Source organism: Oryzibacillus soli (genome assembly GCF_051594765.1).
Classification (GTDB): Bacteria; Bacillota; Bacilli; order Paenibacillales; family NBRC-103111; genus Paenibacillus_AR.
This window is the reverse complement of sequence record NZ_JBPPGJ010000008.1, coordinates 207,513-222,628: the sequence shown is the minus strand read 5'-3', so window position 1 is coordinate 222,628 and position 15,116 is coordinate 207,513. Positions and strand designations below refer to the sequence as shown.

Genomic DNA, 15,116 nt, shown 5'->3' with positions numbered 1-15,116 from the left:
CATAAAAGAAAATCGAATTTGGTCAAGCCTTGGGTATACGGAAAAGCCTGGTTGAGACTATAACACCGGCCGCCGAATACAGCAAGGGGAGGATGATTTCCAGCCAAAAGAAGGCTCCGCTCCGGTCCGACGAACCGTAAACAGACAGAATCTCCATGACCTTGTAGATGGGCGGAAGAATCCAGACCACCCAGGACCCCCATGCCGGAAGTAGGTCATGAAGCCCACCAGCGGCCAAAGAGGCAGTGACTCCCACCAGAACAGCCCCCAGGAGCGTGCTGCGCTTGCGGAACAGGAGCTCCGCCCCCCAGACCAACAAGCTTCCCAACAGGAATGCGGTCCCATGCGCATACGCAGCCAACAGGAGATCGGCCGCCGTAACGCTGCGGTTGAATGCGGACATCCCGATGGGAACAAGGATGCTATAAAGGGAAAAGACTACACCCGATACGCCGAGCATTATCCACCGACCCCATACGTAACGCCGGATTCCGCCGGCATGAAGCACCGTCAGCTCCATCTGACGCTCCGTCTCCGCCCCCCACAGCTGCATCGTGAACCAAGCGGCGGCGCAAAACAGGATGGCGGAGGTGGTTCCGTAGCTTTCCAGCACCGGGTTGGGCTTGATCGTATAGATCCAAGGCACGATGATGATAAAAGCGACGGATGGCATAAAATACCGGCCTGACTTCATCAGATTATGCAGCATGTATGTAACGAGCGCCTTCATGTCTCTCTTTCCCCCGATCCTGCGGAGCGAACGCTCCGTACCTTCCCCCCCGCTTGAAGCATTGCCAGCAGTAATTCGTCGGATCGTCCGGACGGTACGGAGAACCGGACGGTTTCTCCATGACGGACTGCCTGCAGACCGGCATACCCGAGAACCAATTCCTTCACCACAGTGTCCGTCAGCCCGGCAGCTTGGACGACCATCCGTTCTTCCTTCCCGTCCGGCTGGAGCTCCCGGCATACCCCGCCCGGCGCAAATACCAGCAGCCGGTCCGCCAGCCGCCCGGCCAGCTCCGGCTCGTGGGAGACCAGCACCAAAGCGAGCCCCTGATCCTTCAGCTCTTGCAGAAGACCCAGCAGGTCCGCTTGGGAACCGGCATCCAGTCCGGAGAAGGGCTCGTCCAGCAGGAGAAGCTGCGGCTCGTCCAGCAGCGCCTGCATCAGCCCGACCTTCTGCAGCATACCCTTGGAGAATTGACGGATCGGCTGCCCTTCGGCGGTCTCCAGCCTGCAGAATGCCAGCAGCTCCTTGATTCTCCTCTCTCTACGGCCCTTCTCCATCCCCCGGATCGCACCCATGTGCCGCAGATATTCCGTGGGCGTGAACCTCAAGAGGGGCATCCGGTCCGGCACATAGCCGATTCGGCGCAGTGCATAGGGGCCCTCCCATTCCAGGGTAATGGTGCCCTGATCTGGCTTGGTCAACCCGGCCAACAGACGCAAGAGAGTGCTCTTCCCGCTGCCGTTGGGGCCCGACAGCACGAGACACTCTCCTTGCTCCAGCTCGAAGCTTACCGGCTGCAGAACCGTTCGGCGGCCGTAGGTTTTGGCCAATCCGCTTACTCGGACCAATGTCGACATTCCATTCCGCTCCTTCCCGACAAAAAAAAACGTTCCGCCCTTCAACAGAGCGAAACGGCATCTTCTATTCATTATAACCTGAAAATCTGGATCGTGCGCTGCAGCTGGCTGACCGCCTGGTTCATCCGCTCCGCATGCTCGGCCATAGACTCGATCGAAGAGATCTGCTCGTTCATAGATGCCGAAACCTCCTCGGTGCCGGCGGCAGATTCCTGGGTGATAGCCGATATGTTCTCGATGGAGCCCGAGATCCGGTGTGCGCCCTCCAGCATAACGTCGCTCTCCTTGGAGAACGAGGAGATCTGCTCCGTAATGTATTGGACGCTGTCCACGATCTCGTTGAAGACATGGGAGGTCTCTTCGATCATCTGGTTCTGGGTGCGCACGATCTGTTCGTTGGCCTTGATGTTCTCAATGGCCTCCCGGACTCCCGCTTCGATGCTCCGCACCAGCGTGAAGACCTCCTTCGTGGAACGGGTGGCCTCTTCCGCCAGATTCCGAACCTGCTGGGCGACGACGGCGAAGCCCCGTCCGTGCTCTCCGGCGCGGGCCGCCTCGATGGAGGCATTCAGCGAAAGCAGGTTGGTCTGCTCCGCAATATCCTTGATGGTCGCGGTAATCTTCGTGATGCCGACGGCCTGCTCTGCCAGCTGGTCGATGGTATGAGCCACCGCCTTGGTAGCCGCCACGTTGCTCTTCATGCCGATGCTCTGGCTCTCTACGGCCTTGCGTCCCTTCTCGACAAGGTCGATCATTTCCTCCGACCGCTTGTTCATCACCTTCGTGGACTGGGCATAGGAGGCGACCTTGGTCTCGATATCCCGGATGGACCCGGTCATGTCCGCCACATCCTCCGAGATGGTGTTGGCGCCCTGCGCCAGCTCATTGGTGGACAGCGATACTTGGCCCAGCGCGTCCTTCATGTCCTGGCTCTTCGCGAAGATGTCCCGGCTGTTCTCCGAAACCTGCTTGGTGATGGAGGTGGTGTCCTGCAGAATGCCCCGGAGCTTGTCGATCATCTGATTCAGCGACTTGCCCAGGTCGCCGATGGCATCGTTCGACGTGACGTGAATCTTCTGGGAGAAGTCCCCCTTGGAGATGTTCATGGCCACGCGGGACATGTGCTCGATAGAATCCGATAAGGATCTCTCCAGAAGGCGGATCAAAGGGAAGGATACTGCTAAGGTTACAAGCAATTGAATCAGCCATTTCACAAGAGATTCATGGTTGATCAAGCCGATGATTAGCGTCAGCAGCTCGGCGACGGCGACCAGCGTATAGCAGCCCACCTGCAGTTTCTTGCGGAATGACCATGAGCTCATAAGTTCCATAAGCACAACTCCCTTTTTATCGACAAAATGTAACCGATTTCTTTACCAGATATTATAGCATTGATAGAGAGTTTGGTCTATGCCGCGTAAAAAGGTTAGGCCCATGGAACTAGCTGATCCACTTCATCGCATGCTTGAACTCCAGCTCGTCCAGCTTGGCGCCGGCCTTCTCCGGGTCGGGACGCCACTCACACTCGTGAAGCTCCACGTTCACCGGCACCTGGCAGCAGATGGCCGCCAGCTCCCGGGACAGATGAAGGTTGTCCAGATCGCACTCAATCTTTCTCTTCACGCCGGCCGCCAGCTTGTCCAGGTTCTCCAGAATGCCTTCGATGTCCTGGTATTCGCACAGGAGCTTCACGGCCGTCTTCTCGCCGATGCCCTTGACGCCGGGATAATTGTCGCTGGTGTCCCCCGTCAATCCCTTCAGGTCCACGATCTGGTTGGGGGACAGGCTTTTTTCGGCCAGGAGGGTGTCTGGGTCGTATACCATGTAGTTGTTGGCGCCCTTCTTCATGATGATGACCTTCACGTTATCGTCGATGAGCTGCAGCATATCGTGGTCTCCCGTCAGGATGTGCACCTGGCAGGTCTCGCCGAATTTCCGGGCCAGGGTGCCGATGCAGTCATCCGCTTCGTAGCCTACGAGCCCCACATTGGGAATGCCGAAGCTGGCCGTGACCTCCTTCACCAGGTCGAACTGGGGAATCATCTCGAGTGGAGCCTCAGGGCGGTTGCCCTTGTAATTCCCGAACTTCTCCGTGCGGAAGGACTTGGAGCCCATGTCCCAGCAGCAGACCACGTGGGTCGGCTTGAAGGCGCGGATGGCGTCGGTCATATATTTCATGAACCCGTAGACGGCGTTGGTGGGCATGCCCGCTTTGGTGCGCATGATATACCCGCTGGAGGAAGTGGCGTAGAAGCCCCGGAACAGAAGGGCCATTCCGTCGATCAGCATCACATTGTTCAAAGCTTATTACTCTCCTTTTGTCTAGATCTTCAGAGAAAAGTATATCACGAATCCAGGTCTGCCGGGGGATCCGCAGGTTTTTCCATATCTCAGGCGGGGGATGGGAGCCTGGGAATGGCTGCGATAAGGCACCGGAACCATGATCATCGCCTATGCCGGCGCACCAAAAAAAGCACTGCCCCCGAATTACGGGAGCAATGCTTCTTATCGGTACCGCTGCTGCGTTCGCCTAAGCTTACAGCAGATCCTTATCGATCTTGATGACGACCTTCCGCACGGGGCCGCCTTGGCCGGTAACGGCACAGAGCGGACGGTGGATGTCATCCGGGAAGAAGACGGCGAACATGCCCGGGCGCAGCAGCACCTCGGACTCATCCTTCACGTCCTGGAAAAACGCGATGTCGCGGGAATCCAGGTAGTCCTCCGACGGTACGGTCTCCGGCGTTCTGCGGCACACCCCGATGACCTCGCCTTCGCCCGCCATCAAGTATTGGATGTCGATATAACGGTTGTGGGCCTCCGGCTTGCGCTGCTCCTTCGGCTCCGTCGTGCCTTCCTGCACCAGGGCGAACATTTTGTCGCCTTCGATCTCATATTTGCCCGGCTCCAGTGTCTCCGGCTTCGACTCCGTCAGGAACGCCACCCCGCGGGACAACGCCTTAGAGTATACATGTTCTTCCTTGCTCCATGTCGCCAAATCGCTCACGATCATGATCCCTACACCTCTTTCGTCAGTCTCTTCCTAAGAGTACAACCGCCCCTCCAAAAAAGCAAAGAAAAAGTACCTTTCCGAAAGGAAAGGTACCGAATCGGACACAATTTGAACCGAATTGAACCTAAAAACTAAGCCAGCGCTTCCTCTTCCGCCGCACCGCCGTACAAGGTCTGGAACAGCTCCACCATCTTCACATGCTTGCGCAGGGACTTCTCGTGGATCAGGTTCAGCTTCCCGTTGTCCAAGGAGCCGAAGACTCCGATCAGATCCTCATTATCATGGCTCCAATCGTAGCCGTTGAAGATCTGAAGGCATGCCAAGCCCTTCTCGTCGTACTCTCCGTCGCGGAACAGGTGCTGGTGGGCGTAAAGCGCGATGCTCTCCTGCATGACCCGGCTGGAGGTCGAGTATTGGGGCAGACCTGGCTGCTCCGGCATGAACGGGAGGATGGTATTGAAGAATTGGTGCAGAATCTCCACATAGGTCGACGGAGCCTTCCGGACCCGGCGGGCCAGCTCGTAAGAGGACTGCAGTCTGCCCGAGAAGAGCATGACAGCGGTCGAATACAGCCAGCTGAAGGAGGTGAAGTTCTTGTTGAAGGAGGTCAGATTGCTGCGTTTCTCCACGCCTGCCGCCTTCAGATAAATGTTGTGGTCCACCACCTGCTGGATGACCAGGTTCAGCGGGTCCGTGGAGTCGAAGGAATGGCCCAGCTCCTTGCTGACCAACTGCACCTTGGAGTTGATGTCGCCGAACAGCTGCTTCTCCTCTTCCTCGGACAGGCCGACATACAGCTGCACGGACAGCTCGGTCTCCATCAGGTCCAGACGGCGCTTCTCCAACTGGGCCAACAGCCCCTCCGTCTGCTCCGCCTCATCGCGGATCTCCTCCGATTCCGGCTGCCGGCGCTGCTTGAGCTTCAGGGAGGCCAGCTTCTTCTCGTAGCGGCGCACTTCCTTCAGCATCTGCTCGTTCACATAGCCCAAGGCCATGATCCGGTGCTGACCGTCGAGAATGCTCAGCTTGGAGCCGTGGCGCAGGTACAGGCTGCCGCCCTCCCGGCCCAGCTGGCTGACATCGCGGAGCGACAGCGTTACCGGTCCGAAGAACACGTGGTCCAGCTCCCGCTCCTGCAAATAGTTGGCGATCTTGCGGCGCTGCATGCCGGACAGCTTGCGCTGCACCATGGGATCGATCGCGGTGTAGTTCAAGAGATCCTGTACCGGCAGGGAAATGGTGGCCAGCCCGAACCGTTCGCAGAACGGGTGGATCGTCATATTCAAGCATAAGCCTTCCATCAGCCTGCATCCTCCTTCGTCCCGATCAGCATCAGCTGGTTCTCGTTGTAGAAGTCCCTGATGTACTGATACGCTTTCATAATCCGAGTCCGCCTCGGGAGCCGGTCCTTCTCTTCCCCTACATAGATGGCATCCCAGTTGATGTGGGGAAGAATCTTCATGGCATGCTCCAGCGCATACCGGTTGAAAGCGCCGGTCTTGACCGCTTCCTCGTGGGCGAACAGGGCCAAGCCGATCTGCACGTTCTCAGACCAGGCGATGTTCCCCTTCCCGGGTTTAGGCAGATAAGCCAGCATCCGGTCAAAATAATACGAGGCCTGCTGCATGGTCTCGTTCTCATCCTGCTCGGTAAACTGGTAGCCGTTGTTGCGGGCGGCCGTGCGCATGCGGCCCTCGAACAAGGCGGCCAGCACTTCGACCAGCAGGTGGTACGACCAGAGGAACTCCGGTCCCTTGCCCCGCTCGGTGTACATGTCGATGCCGATGCTCTGCAGATTCGCATCGCTCATGACCAGGCGGGAGCCCACCACGTGGTAGAATCGGCGCTGGTCGCGGAGAACGGCCAGGTTGCCCCCGATCTTGCGGGGCAGCTTATTGATATCGGAGAACAGCTGACGCTCCTGGCGGGCATCGATGTCCAGATAGATCATGACGGACATCGGGAACTGGTACAGACGGTTCAGCTTCTCCGTGATCTCTTCCATCTTATCGTACTCCCGGCGGTCCTTGGCGCGGGCCATCAAGCTCTGGAAGCTCTCGGTCAGACGCTGGAACGCGGCCAGACGGTGCTGTCCGTCCACGACGTACAGCTTCTCGATCGCCTTCAGCCGGTAAACGCCGGCGTCCTGATCGTACTCGCCTGCGCCCCGAGCGGAGAGGATGATCCCGGGGAAGTAAATGGTCTGCTTATGGTCCAGAAACAGCTGCACGTAGTCGATGAGCTTGGACAGGTTGGCGGGAATAATGGAGCGTTGAACCTCCAGATCCACCTCATAAATGGACAGGAGCTTGCTGACGGGAAGCGTGGTCGAGATGGTTGACTGGCCGAAGGTGCTGGCCAATCTTCCCGGAACCTCCACGAAGGAGCCGGCCTTCTGCTCCGACAGCAATTCAGACAAAGAATGGATAGAGTCCAAGATGTTTCACCCTGCTTTCTTCAAGTTTCTCTCGTATCGGTTGACGGGCCCGACGAATCCCGGGCTTCGACATGGATCTCATTAGTACCATCATAGACAGATTACATGCAAAATATATCATCTTTTTCGAAAAAGTCTTCTATTGAATCTCCAGTTGAAGAGGGAGAGCTCCGGCTCGGATCCCTTGTACAACGGGAAAGCAAGCCTCATTCCAGGCTAACAATCTCGCAAGCCGCGTTCCCGGAAATTACATCCGCCATCCGCAGACAAAGCGCCCCATCCGTTCGACAGCCTGGGCAAGATCAGGGTCCTCCTGCACGAGTGCAATTCTCACATACCCCTCCCCATTAGCTCCAAATGCATCGCCCGGAATGACGACGACACCGGTCTCCAGCGCCATACGGCGGGCGAACTCGCGGGAGGATGCTCCCTCCGGCACCGGCGCCCACAGGAACATGGTGGCCTTGGGCTTCCGGATGGACCAGCCCCATGCCTCGAGCCCGTCCACGACCAGGTCACGCCTGCGCTGGTAGACCTCGGCATTCAACCGCCCCGTTCCGGACCGGATGTCCTCGTCCATAGCGGCGATTCCAGCCTCCTGGGAAGCCAGGAACACCCCGTAATCTATGTTGGACTTCAGCGTCTTCAAGGCCCCCACCGCATCGGCATTGCCGACCATGAAGGCGATCCGACATCCCGCCATGTTGAAGCTCTTGGACAGGGAATGGAATTCGACGGCGGTCCGCTTGGCGTCCGGGAGCTGAAGGATGCTGGGAGGCCGGTACCCGTCGAAGGCCAGCTCGGAGTAGGCGATGTCGTGAACAATCAGAAGATCGTGCTTGAATCCAAGATACAACACTTTTTCGAAAAAGGATAGGTCCGCCACCGCCGATACCGGATTGCTGGGATAATTGAGCAGCAGGAAGGCCGCCGAATCCAAGACCTCCGCCGGAATGGCCTCCAGATCGGGGAGAAACCCGTTCTCCTCCAAGAGGGGAACCGGGTACGGCTCCATGCCCGCCAGCACAAGGCTGGCGCTGTAGATCGGATAACCCGGATCCGGCACCAGAGCCTTGTCCCCCGGATTGGCCACCGCCATGGCCAAGTGGGCGAGCCCGTCCTGGGAACCCATCAGGGCCGTGATCTCCGAAGCGGGGTCCAGGGAAACGCCGAACCGGTGCGCATACCAGTCCGCCACCTTCTGCCGGAAGGCACTACTGCCCTCTGAGGTGGGATACCCGTACAGCTTGGGGTTGCGGACCGCGCGCTCCATCGCCTGCAGCACCGTCTCTGTCGGGGCCCCGTCCGGGCTTCCGATGCCCAGATCGATAAGCTCCAGCCCTCGCGCCCGGGCCTCCCTCTTCCATTCCGCCACTTCACTGAATATCGCCGAGCCCAGCCGGCTCAGCCTTTCCGAATGCCACTTGGCCATGTCGTATCCTTCTTTCATGGGTCCCCGATTAGGGGGCTACATAAGAACAAGGCTCCTAGTGGGGAGCCTTATCTGGTTGTTTATGGAGTCTCTCGGTGTTATCAGCGAGCCCAGGTAAGCTCGTACTCTTCCTCCCGGAAGCCGACGGTGGCCTTCAACCCGTCCATAACGACCGGGCGTTTGAGAAGCCGGCCGTCCTCTGCCAGCAGCCGGAGCTTGTCCTCGTCGGACATGGAGGGAAGCTTGTCCTTCAAACCCAGCTCCCGGTACACGTCGCCCGAGGTGTTGAAGAGCTTCTGCACAGGCAGCCCGGAGAGCGCCACGATCCTGCGAAGCTCCTCCAAGGAGGGGGCCTCCTGGAAGACGTCCTTATATTCCACGTCGATCCCCTTGCCGCTCAGCCACTTGTAGGCGTTCCGACAGGTTCCGCACTTGGGATAGCCATAGAATGTCAAGCCCATTCGTCCATCTCCTTCAATGTCTAATTTTCATCATATCATGAGTTGCGGAGGTACGACAATATCATCCCGATATCCCCGGGAAGCGGCGCCGTAAAGGTCATTCTCTCCCGGCTCACCGGGTGATCGAAGGCCAGTCTGGCGGCATGCAGCGCATGACGGTCCGGCACGGGAACGGAGGAACGAGGCCACTCCGAGACGCCTGATTCCGGGGCGAACTCCCCTGGTACCCCGGGGATTCCCGAATCGCCGGAGGCGTCTGGTCCGTACATGGCGTCTCCCAAGAGGGGATGCCCGATATGGGACATATGGACCCGGATCTGATGGGTGCGCCCCGTTTCGAGCCGGAGGGAGAGATGGGTGGCATCCCGGAAGCGTTCCAGCACCCGGTAATGGGTCACCGACGGATAACCGGACGGCGTGACGATCCGGTAGTGGGGGGAGTCCGGGTTCCGGTCGATGGGCGCGTCCACAGTGCCCGCATCCCGTTCCACGATCCCGTGGACCACGGCCTCGTACTCCTTCTCCACGGTGCCCGCCTTCATCTGCTCCGATACATTCTGATGAACATACGGATTCTTCGCCACCGCCAGCACCCCGGAGGTTTCCCGGTCCAGCCGGTGGATGGGACGGAACCGGATCTTCAATCCCCGCTCCTGCCACATATGGACAATGCCATTGGCCAACGTGTTGGACCAATGTCCGGTGGTCGGGTGGACGATGAGTCCGGGAGGCTTGTTGACGATCAGCAGATGGTCGTCCTCATAGAGCACATCCACCGGAATGTCCTGCGGAAGGATGTCGTCGGAGGTTTCTTCCTCCATCCGGACCTCCACCCGGTCGCCGGCCTGCACCCGGTAATTGATGTAGCGCCGGATGCCGTTGACGGTGATGCCCTCCTCCGTCAGCTTCAGCCGGGACAGGAGCTTCCTCGATATGTGAAGCCTGCGCTGCAGAATGGCACGCAGCTCCATGCCGTCTTCCGATGCAGGCACCAGGTATGTTAACGGTTCGTAGTAGGTCATGGACGCTTCTTGAACACCTCGGCGCTTCTTATATATTCCACATCGGGATGGCCCTCCCGGTGGTTGGCCGCCCGAGCCAGAACGAAGAAGAGGTCGGACAGCCGGTTCAGATAGATCTGCACCGCCGGGTTGATCTCCTGCGTGCGGGCCAGCGTGACCACCCGGCGCTCCGCCCGGCGGCACACCGTGCGGCAGACGTGCAGCGCGGACGATACCCGGCCTCCGCCCGGCAGTATGAAGCGGGTGATATCCGGCGTCTCCGCGTCGAAGCGGTCGATGAGCCCCTCAAGGCGCTCGGCCAGCTCCGGAGTCACCTTGTACTCCCGCTGCTCCTTCTTCAGGATCGCCAGGTCGGAGCCGCAATCGAAGAGCTCGTGCTGGACGTCCAGCAGCTCCTCCAACAGATCACCGAACATCTCCCGGTCCATGAAGGACATGGCCTGCCCCAGGAAGCTGTTCAGCTCATCCACGGTGCCGTAGGCCTCTACCCGGATATCGTCCTTGTCCACCCGGCCTCCGATGACGCCGGTCTGGCCTTTGTCGCCGGTTCGCGTATAGATTCTCATGGCTCTTGTCCTCCCTCATCAGTCTCCGTCGGCCTTATCATCTCATAGATCCGTTCCATATCCAAATGCGCGCGCACATGGCCGGCCAGCCTGTCGAAGGCAGCCTCCCGCCGGGATTGGAGATCCAGCGTCTCCCGTACCGGCTCCCAGCCTCTGGCGGTGCGGAGCTTATCGAGCCAGCACCGGCGGAACCCGTCATTGTGCAGAATGCCGTGAACGTAGGTTCCCCACACCTTGCCTCCGAAGGCCGCAGCGCCGTCCCCGTGGGGCGGCTCCTCCGGCATGCCGTCCGGTCCCGTCCTGGCGATCCGGAAGGGATGGGGCTCCGGCTCAACATACCGGGTCCGGCCCATATGGATCTCGTAGCCGCGGATGGGATAGGGAAGGCCGGCCGCTCCCGGCACCTCAGCCGTTCCCGCCACCCGGACCGTCCGCTTGTCGGGCGTGAAGACGGTCTCCGACGGGAGCAATCCCAGCGCATCCGTCTCCTCCCGGTCCGATTCCAGCCGCTCCGGATCCAGAAGACGGCGGCCCAGCATCTGGTAGCCGGCGCAGATACCGACCAGCTCGCCGCCCTCCCGGACGTACCGGAGAATGGCGGCCTCAAGGCCCGTTTCCCGGAGGAACAAGAGGTCATCCACCGTATTTTTGCTGCCGGGGAGGATCAGGGCATCGGGTTCTCCCAGCTGCCCGGGCTCGGTCACATAGCGCAGCGATACGTCCGGCTCCAGGGGCAGAGGGTCGAAATCAGTAAAATTGGACAGCCGGGGCAGACGGACCACAGCGATGTCGAGAGCCTTCCCGGACGTACCGGATCCGGGCAGGGGCGAACCCTGCCGCCCCGACAGCTTCGCGTCCAGAGAGGCCGAGTCCTCATCCTCCAGGTCCAGCTTAGGCAGGTAGGGGATAACGCCCAGCACCGGCTTGCCCGTGCGCTGCTCCAGCCAATCAAGCCCCGGCTTCAAGAGGGTCACGTCCCCACGGAACTTATTGATGATGAAGCCCCGGACCCGGTCCCGCTCATGGGGCTCCAGAATCTCCAGAGTACCTACGATGGAGGCGAATACGCCGCCACGGTCAATATCGGCGACCAAGAGCACCGGAGCGCCGGCCCAGCCGGCCAGCCTCATGTTGACGATGTCCCGGTCCTTCAGATTCACCTCCGCCGGGCTTCCGGCGCCTTCGATCACGACGAGATCGTATTCCGCACGGAGGCGGTCCAGCGCCTCCTTCACGATCCCTTCCGCCTGGACAAGATACTCCTCCCGGTATGCCCGAGCCTCGTAATCCCGGAGGGGCTTGCCGTGGACCACCACTTGGGAGACCATGTCCTTCTTCGGCTTCAGAAGGATCGGATTCATGTCCGTGCTGGCCGCAATCCGGCAGGCATCGGCCTGAAGTCCCTGGGCCCGGCCGATTTCCTTGCCGTCCGGCGTGATGTAGGAGTTGAGCGACATGTTCTGCGACTTGAAGGGCGCCGTCCGGAGCCCGTCCTGAACGAAGATCCGGCACAGAGCGGCCGTCAGAATGCTTTTGCCAACGTCGGAGGCGGTTCCTTGGAGCATCAGCGTCGGCGCCGGCTCTGTGGAGCCGCGAATTCCGCCGGGCTTCGGGATGATAAGGTCGGTCATAAGCGGCCTCCTTCTGAATGATGCAGCTCCCGGATGGAAGCCTGAAGCGCGCCGATCAGCCGGAGGTTGTCCTCCCGCAGCTTGACGGCGGTCCGGCCGAAGCGCCGGGAGAGACAGCCGAAGGTGGAGGCATCCCGGATCAGGATGCCCCGCTTGCCCATGGCGGCTTGCAGCGCCCGGATGTCATAGGGCTCCTCGTCCGGAATCCGGAACAGCAGGTAATTGGTATCGCTCTTCGTCACCTGGAGACCCAGGGCCCGAAGCTCCTCTGTCAGCCAGGGGCGCTCGGCTTGCAGCCAAGCCAGCGTCCGCTCCCCGAACTCCCGGTCGCCGAGCATCTCCGCACCGAGCCGCTGAGCCAGGGCGTTGACGCTCCACTGCACCTGCTGCCGCTTCATCCGCCGGATCCGGTCAGGATGGGCTACGATGAAGCCGAGCCGCAAGCCCGGAATGGTGTAGAACTTGGTCAAGGACCGGACCACCATTAGCTTGTCCGTGAGAGGCGCCTGACGGATCCGGCTGAAGCGCTCTTCGTCTCCCGAGAAGTCAATGAAGGCCTCATCCAGGATGACGGGCTTGTCCGTATCCAGGACCCGGTCAAGGAAGGTCTGCGGCAGCAGGCGGCCCGTCGGGTTGTTAGGATGTCCGAAGAAGAGCAGGTCCGACGCCCGGATGCCCTCCTCCAGCTCAAGTGAGTCCGGATCGGGCAGGAAGCCGTGCTCCTCCCGAAGCGGCAGCTCGATGACCGCCGCCCCTGCTTTCTCCGCCGCTTCCCCGTATTCGGAGAAGCAGGGGCGCAGGAGACCGACGGTGCGCGGGTTGTGGGATTGGACCGCCAGGTCGATCAGCTCGGCCGCGCCGTTGCCGGCCAGCACCGCTTCCACTGGAACCCGATACAGGGCGGCGATCCGTTCCCGCAGCTCCCGGCAGTCCGGGTCCGGGTAGCGGGACAGCTCCCGCCGCCATTCCGACAGCAGGATCCGCTCCGCCGACCCGGGAGGCCCCAGCGGGTTCATATTGGAGCTGAAGTCCAAGAAGCCGTTCTTATCCAAGCCGTACAGCTCGGCGGCCGTCCAGATATCTCCGCCGTGGCCGTGCCGTTCCAGCGACATGGTCATATCCTCCCCATCCTTGTCTCTTGCGGGCCGTCCCGCCTACAGGTTATACAGATACAAGACGGAAGCCAGCAGCAGCACCGTCTCCACTATCTCGTTGATTGCGCCGTACGTATCCCCGGTCAAGCCTCCCAGCTTGCCCGCCATACGTACCGCAACCAACAGCCCCGCACATCCGGCGGTTACCGAAGCCCCCGCCGACAGCACGATGGCGTCCCGCCAATCGCCGGCCAGCCAGCCCAGCAGCACGGCCGATCCGATCGCCGCCAGCAGGGAGGCGCCCAGCAGGTGCCGGGAGCCGGCGCCGCTGAAGTAGGAGCCCATGCCCGGCTGTCCTTCCCGGGCATACGGCCATGAGACCACTGCCGCCACCATAAACCAGCGGCTCCAGACCGGAGCCGCCGCCAGCAGGCCGGCTGCCAGGGGCCACTGCGCCTCCAGCAGGGCGTGGAGCAGCGCATATTTCAGCAGCAGCTGCAGCACGCAGGCCATGACGCCCATGGCTCCCACCCGGCTGTCCTTCATAATCTCCAGCATCCGCTCCCGGGACCGGTGGCTCAGCAGGCCGTCGGCCGTGTCCATCAGCCCGTCCAGGTGCAGCCCCCCCGTCAGCGCCACCCAGAGCCCGGCCAGCAGGGCGGCCGACACCTCCACGGGCAGCACGGCGGACAGCACCGTTCCCGCTCCGGCCAGGAGAAGGCCGATGACGAGGCCCACCGCCGGATAGAATACGACGCTCCGGCTGAGCACCCGCTCCTCGAACGGCACCTGCACGGGGAACGGGATCCGGCTGAGCAGCTGGAACGCCGCCGCTGCCGGGTGCCACCAGGTTATAGAGCCTTTAGGATCATGAGTGCGCATAAGCATCCTCCCGCTATCAGATAGCTGACCCGGTACAAGAGCCGGACCGTCAGCACCAGGTCATCCTTGCCGAGGGGCCGCAGGGGCCACCCCATCCGGGCCCGCTCGCTGATCAGGCCCCCGTATGTGTTCCTCCCGCCCAGCTCGACCCCCAGAGCGCCGGCCACGGCGGATTCGGGGAAGCCGCTGTTCGGGCTGGGATGCAGCCGGGCAAACTGCCGGACCGCGCGCCGGGCCCGGACCGCCGACAGCCCGCTGCCGGAGCAGGCGGCGACCAGCACGAGCATCCAGGCGGTCAACCGGGCCGGCAGCAGGTTCAGTACGTCGTCCCACCGGGCCGAGGCCCAGCCGAAGTGCAGGTACCGCTCGCTGCGGTAGCCGACCATGGAGTCGAGGGTGTTGGACGCCCGGTAGGCCATGGCCAGCGGCGCCGCTCCCAGGAGAGCGAAGAACAAGGGGGACACCACAGCATCCACCGTGTTCTCCGCCACCGTCTCCACCGCCGCCCGGGTAATCTCCGGCTCGTTCAGGCCGGCCGTATCCCGGCCCACGATGTAGCCCACATATTTGCGGGCATCAGGCAGGTTACCCTCCGCCAGCGGACGGTACACCAGCAGGGCCGCATCCTTCAGCCCCTTCACCGCCACGGTGGTGGAGATGAGCCAAGCGTTGGCGACCATTCCCAGCCACGGATGCACCGCGTGAAGGGCCCAGACGATACCGCCGGTTACTGCGGCTGAGAGAATGACCGTAGCCGCCGTCAACACCGTCCCCCGGCGCTTCAGCTTGGCCCTGTCCCACTCCGGAGTTTCTCCGTCGCGCAGACGGCGCTCCAGCCACTTGATCCAGCGTCCGATCAGGATCACCGGGTGGGTGGGCCAAGGCGGATCCCCTACCAGCCAGTCTATGACGAGGGCCGCCAGCAGCATGCCCAGGATTTCTTCAGGTGTATACCAGAGCAGCACCCTCGCCTCCTCCCCGATGAATA

Annotated in this window: 15 protein-coding genes; all 15 read right to left on the bottom strand. The window is 61.2% G+C overall.

All coding sequences use genetic code 11. From position 1 onward, the window contains the following. Positions 1–22: 22 nt before the first annotated feature. The 15 genes from ACSEXW_RS13025 to cbiB all read right to left on the bottom strand — a co-directional run bounded on the left by ACSEXW_RS13025 (position 23) and on the right by cbiB (position 15,090). Positions 23–730 carry a hypothetical protein gene (locus tag ACSEXW_RS13025; protein WP_438446585.1) on the bottom strand — a complete coding sequence of 236 codons (708 nt, stop codon included), beginning with the start codon at positions 728–730 and terminating at the stop codon, positions 23–25. Then, positions 727–1,590: an ABC transporter ATP-binding protein gene (locus ACSEXW_RS13020; RefSeq protein ID WP_438446584.1), complete on the bottom strand. Its 864-nt coding sequence runs from the start codon at positions 1,588–1,590 to the stop codon at positions 727–729. The genes ACSEXW_RS13025 and ACSEXW_RS13020 overlap by 4 nt, the downstream gene beginning before the upstream one ends. Positions 1,591–1,661: 71 nt before the next feature. Next, the gene (locus ACSEXW_RS13015) at positions 1,662–2,921 is read right to left on the bottom strand and encodes a methyl-accepting chemotaxis protein (protein WP_438446583.1); all 1,260 of its coding nucleotides are present in this window, start codon (positions 2,919–2,921) and stop codon (positions 1,662–1,664) included. A gap of 109 nt (positions 2,922–3,030) precedes the next feature. Further along, entirely contained in the window at positions 3,031–3,879 is an 849-nt protein-coding gene (locus ACSEXW_RS13010) for a 5'-3' exonuclease (protein ID WP_438446652.1), read from the bottom strand. Between the two features lie 247 nt (positions 3,880–4,126). After that, positions 4,127–4,603: a NanQ anomerase/TabA/YiaL family protein gene (locus tag ACSEXW_RS13005; RefSeq protein WP_438446582.1), complete on the bottom strand. Its 477-nt coding sequence runs from the start codon at positions 4,601–4,603 to the stop codon at positions 4,127–4,129. Between the two features lie 131 nt (positions 4,604–4,734). Further along, complete coding sequence (locus ACSEXW_RS13000; protein ID WP_438446581.1) at positions 4,735–5,904, bottom strand: DNA sulfur modification protein DndB; 1,170 nt, start codon at positions 5,902–5,904, stop codon at positions 4,735–4,737. Further along, complete coding sequence (locus ACSEXW_RS12995) at positions 5,904–7,022, bottom strand: DGQHR domain-containing protein (protein ID WP_438446580.1); 1,119 nt, start codon at positions 7,020–7,022, stop codon at positions 5,904–5,906. Before ACSEXW_RS12995 ends, ACSEXW_RS13000 begins: the two co-directional genes overlap by 1 nt. 265 nt (positions 7,023–7,287) lie before the next feature. Next, on the bottom strand, positions 7,288–8,472 hold the full coding sequence (locus ACSEXW_RS12990) for an aminotransferase class I/II-fold pyridoxal phosphate-dependent enzyme (protein WP_438446579.1): 1,185 nt from the start codon (positions 8,470–8,472) through the stop codon (positions 7,288–7,290). Positions 8,473–8,573: 101 nt separating this feature from the next. After that, positions 8,574–8,933 (bottom strand): arsenate reductase family protein, encoded by a 360-nt coding sequence (locus ACSEXW_RS12985; RefSeq protein ID WP_438446578.1) that lies wholly within the window; start codon positions 8,931–8,933, stop codon positions 8,574–8,576. Positions 8,934–8,968: 35 nt separating this feature from the next. Then, positions 8,969–9,955 (bottom strand): RluA family pseudouridine synthase, encoded by a 987-nt coding sequence (locus tag ACSEXW_RS12980; RefSeq protein ID WP_438446577.1) that lies wholly within the window; start codon positions 9,953–9,955, stop codon positions 8,969–8,971. Further along, complete coding sequence (locus tag ACSEXW_RS12975) at positions 9,952–10,521, bottom strand: cob(I)yrinic acid a,c-diamide adenosyltransferase (protein WP_438446576.1); 570 nt, start codon at positions 10,519–10,521, stop codon at positions 9,952–9,954. The genes ACSEXW_RS12980 and ACSEXW_RS12975 overlap by 4 nt, the downstream gene beginning before the upstream one ends. Next, complete coding sequence (locus ACSEXW_RS12970; protein ID WP_438446575.1) at positions 10,518–12,152, bottom strand: cobyric acid synthase; 1,635 nt, start codon at positions 12,150–12,152, stop codon at positions 10,518–10,520. Before ACSEXW_RS12970 ends, ACSEXW_RS12975 begins: the two co-directional genes overlap by 4 nt. Continuing rightward, positions 12,149–13,264, bottom strand: a complete 1,116-nt coding sequence (cobD, locus tag ACSEXW_RS12965; protein ID WP_438446574.1) for a threonine-phosphate decarboxylase CobD — start codon at positions 13,262–13,264, stop codon at positions 12,149–12,151. The genes ACSEXW_RS12970 and cobD overlap by 4 nt, the downstream gene beginning before the upstream one ends. A 42-nt stretch (positions 13,265–13,306) precedes the next feature. Then, positions 13,307–14,128, bottom strand: a complete 822-nt coding sequence (gene cobS, locus ACSEXW_RS12960) for an adenosylcobinamide-GDP ribazoletransferase (RefSeq protein WP_438446573.1) — start codon at positions 14,126–14,128, stop codon at positions 13,307–13,309. Continuing rightward, complete coding sequence (gene cbiB, locus ACSEXW_RS12955; RefSeq protein ID WP_438446651.1) at positions 14,098–15,090, bottom strand: adenosylcobinamide-phosphate synthase CbiB; 993 nt, start codon at positions 15,088–15,090, stop codon at positions 14,098–14,100. Before cbiB ends, cobS begins: the two co-directional genes overlap by 31 nt. Between the last annotated feature and the right edge of the window lie 26 nt (positions 15,091–15,116).

Coding starts and splice junctions, on each gene's coding strand:
- ACSEXW_RS13020 (WP_438446584.1), bottom strand. CDS start 1,590: ATGTCGACATTGGTCCGAGTAAGCGGATTGGCCAAAACCTACGGCCGC.
- ACSEXW_RS12985 (WP_438446578.1), bottom strand. CDS start 8,933: ATGGGCTTGACATTCTATGGCTATCCCAAGTGCGGAACCTGTCGGAAC.
- cobD (WP_438446574.1), bottom strand. CDS start 13,264: ATGTCGCTGGAACGGCACGGCCACGGCGGAGATATCTGGACGGCCGCC.
- ACSEXW_RS13025 (WP_438446585.1), bottom strand. CDS start 730: ATGAAGGCGCTCGTTACATACATGCTGCATAATCTGATGAAGTCAGGC.
- ACSEXW_RS12975 (WP_438446576.1), bottom strand. CDS start 10,521: ATGAGAATCTATACGCGAACCGGCGACAAAGGCCAGACCGGCGTCATC.
- ACSEXW_RS13000 (WP_438446581.1), bottom strand. CDS start 5,904: ATGGAAGGCTTATGCTTGAATATGACGATCCACCCGTTCTGCGAACGG.
- cobS (WP_438446573.1), bottom strand. CDS start 14,128: ATGCGCACTCATGATCCTAAAGGCTCTATAACCTGGTGGCACCCGGCA.
- ACSEXW_RS12970 (WP_438446575.1), bottom strand. CDS start 12,152: ATGACCGACCTTATCATCCCGAAGCCCGGCGGAATTCGCGGCTCCACA.
- ACSEXW_RS13015 (WP_438446583.1), bottom strand. CDS start 2,921: ATGGAACTTATGAGCTCATGGTCATTCCGCAAGAAACTGCAGGTGGGC.
- ACSEXW_RS13005 (WP_438446582.1), bottom strand. CDS start 4,603: ATGATCGTGAGCGATTTGGCGACATGGAGCAAGGAAGAACATGTATAC.
- ACSEXW_RS12990 (WP_438446579.1), bottom strand. CDS start 8,472: ATGGCCAAGTGGCATTCGGAAAGGCTGAGCCGGCTGGGCTCGGCGATA.
- ACSEXW_RS13010 (WP_438446652.1), bottom strand. CDS start 3,879: ATGCTGATCGACGGAATGGCCCTTCTGTTCCGGGGCTTCTACGCCACT.
- ACSEXW_RS12980 (WP_438446577.1), bottom strand. CDS start 9,955: ATGACCTACTACGAACCGTTAACATACCTGGTGCCTGCATCGGAAGAC.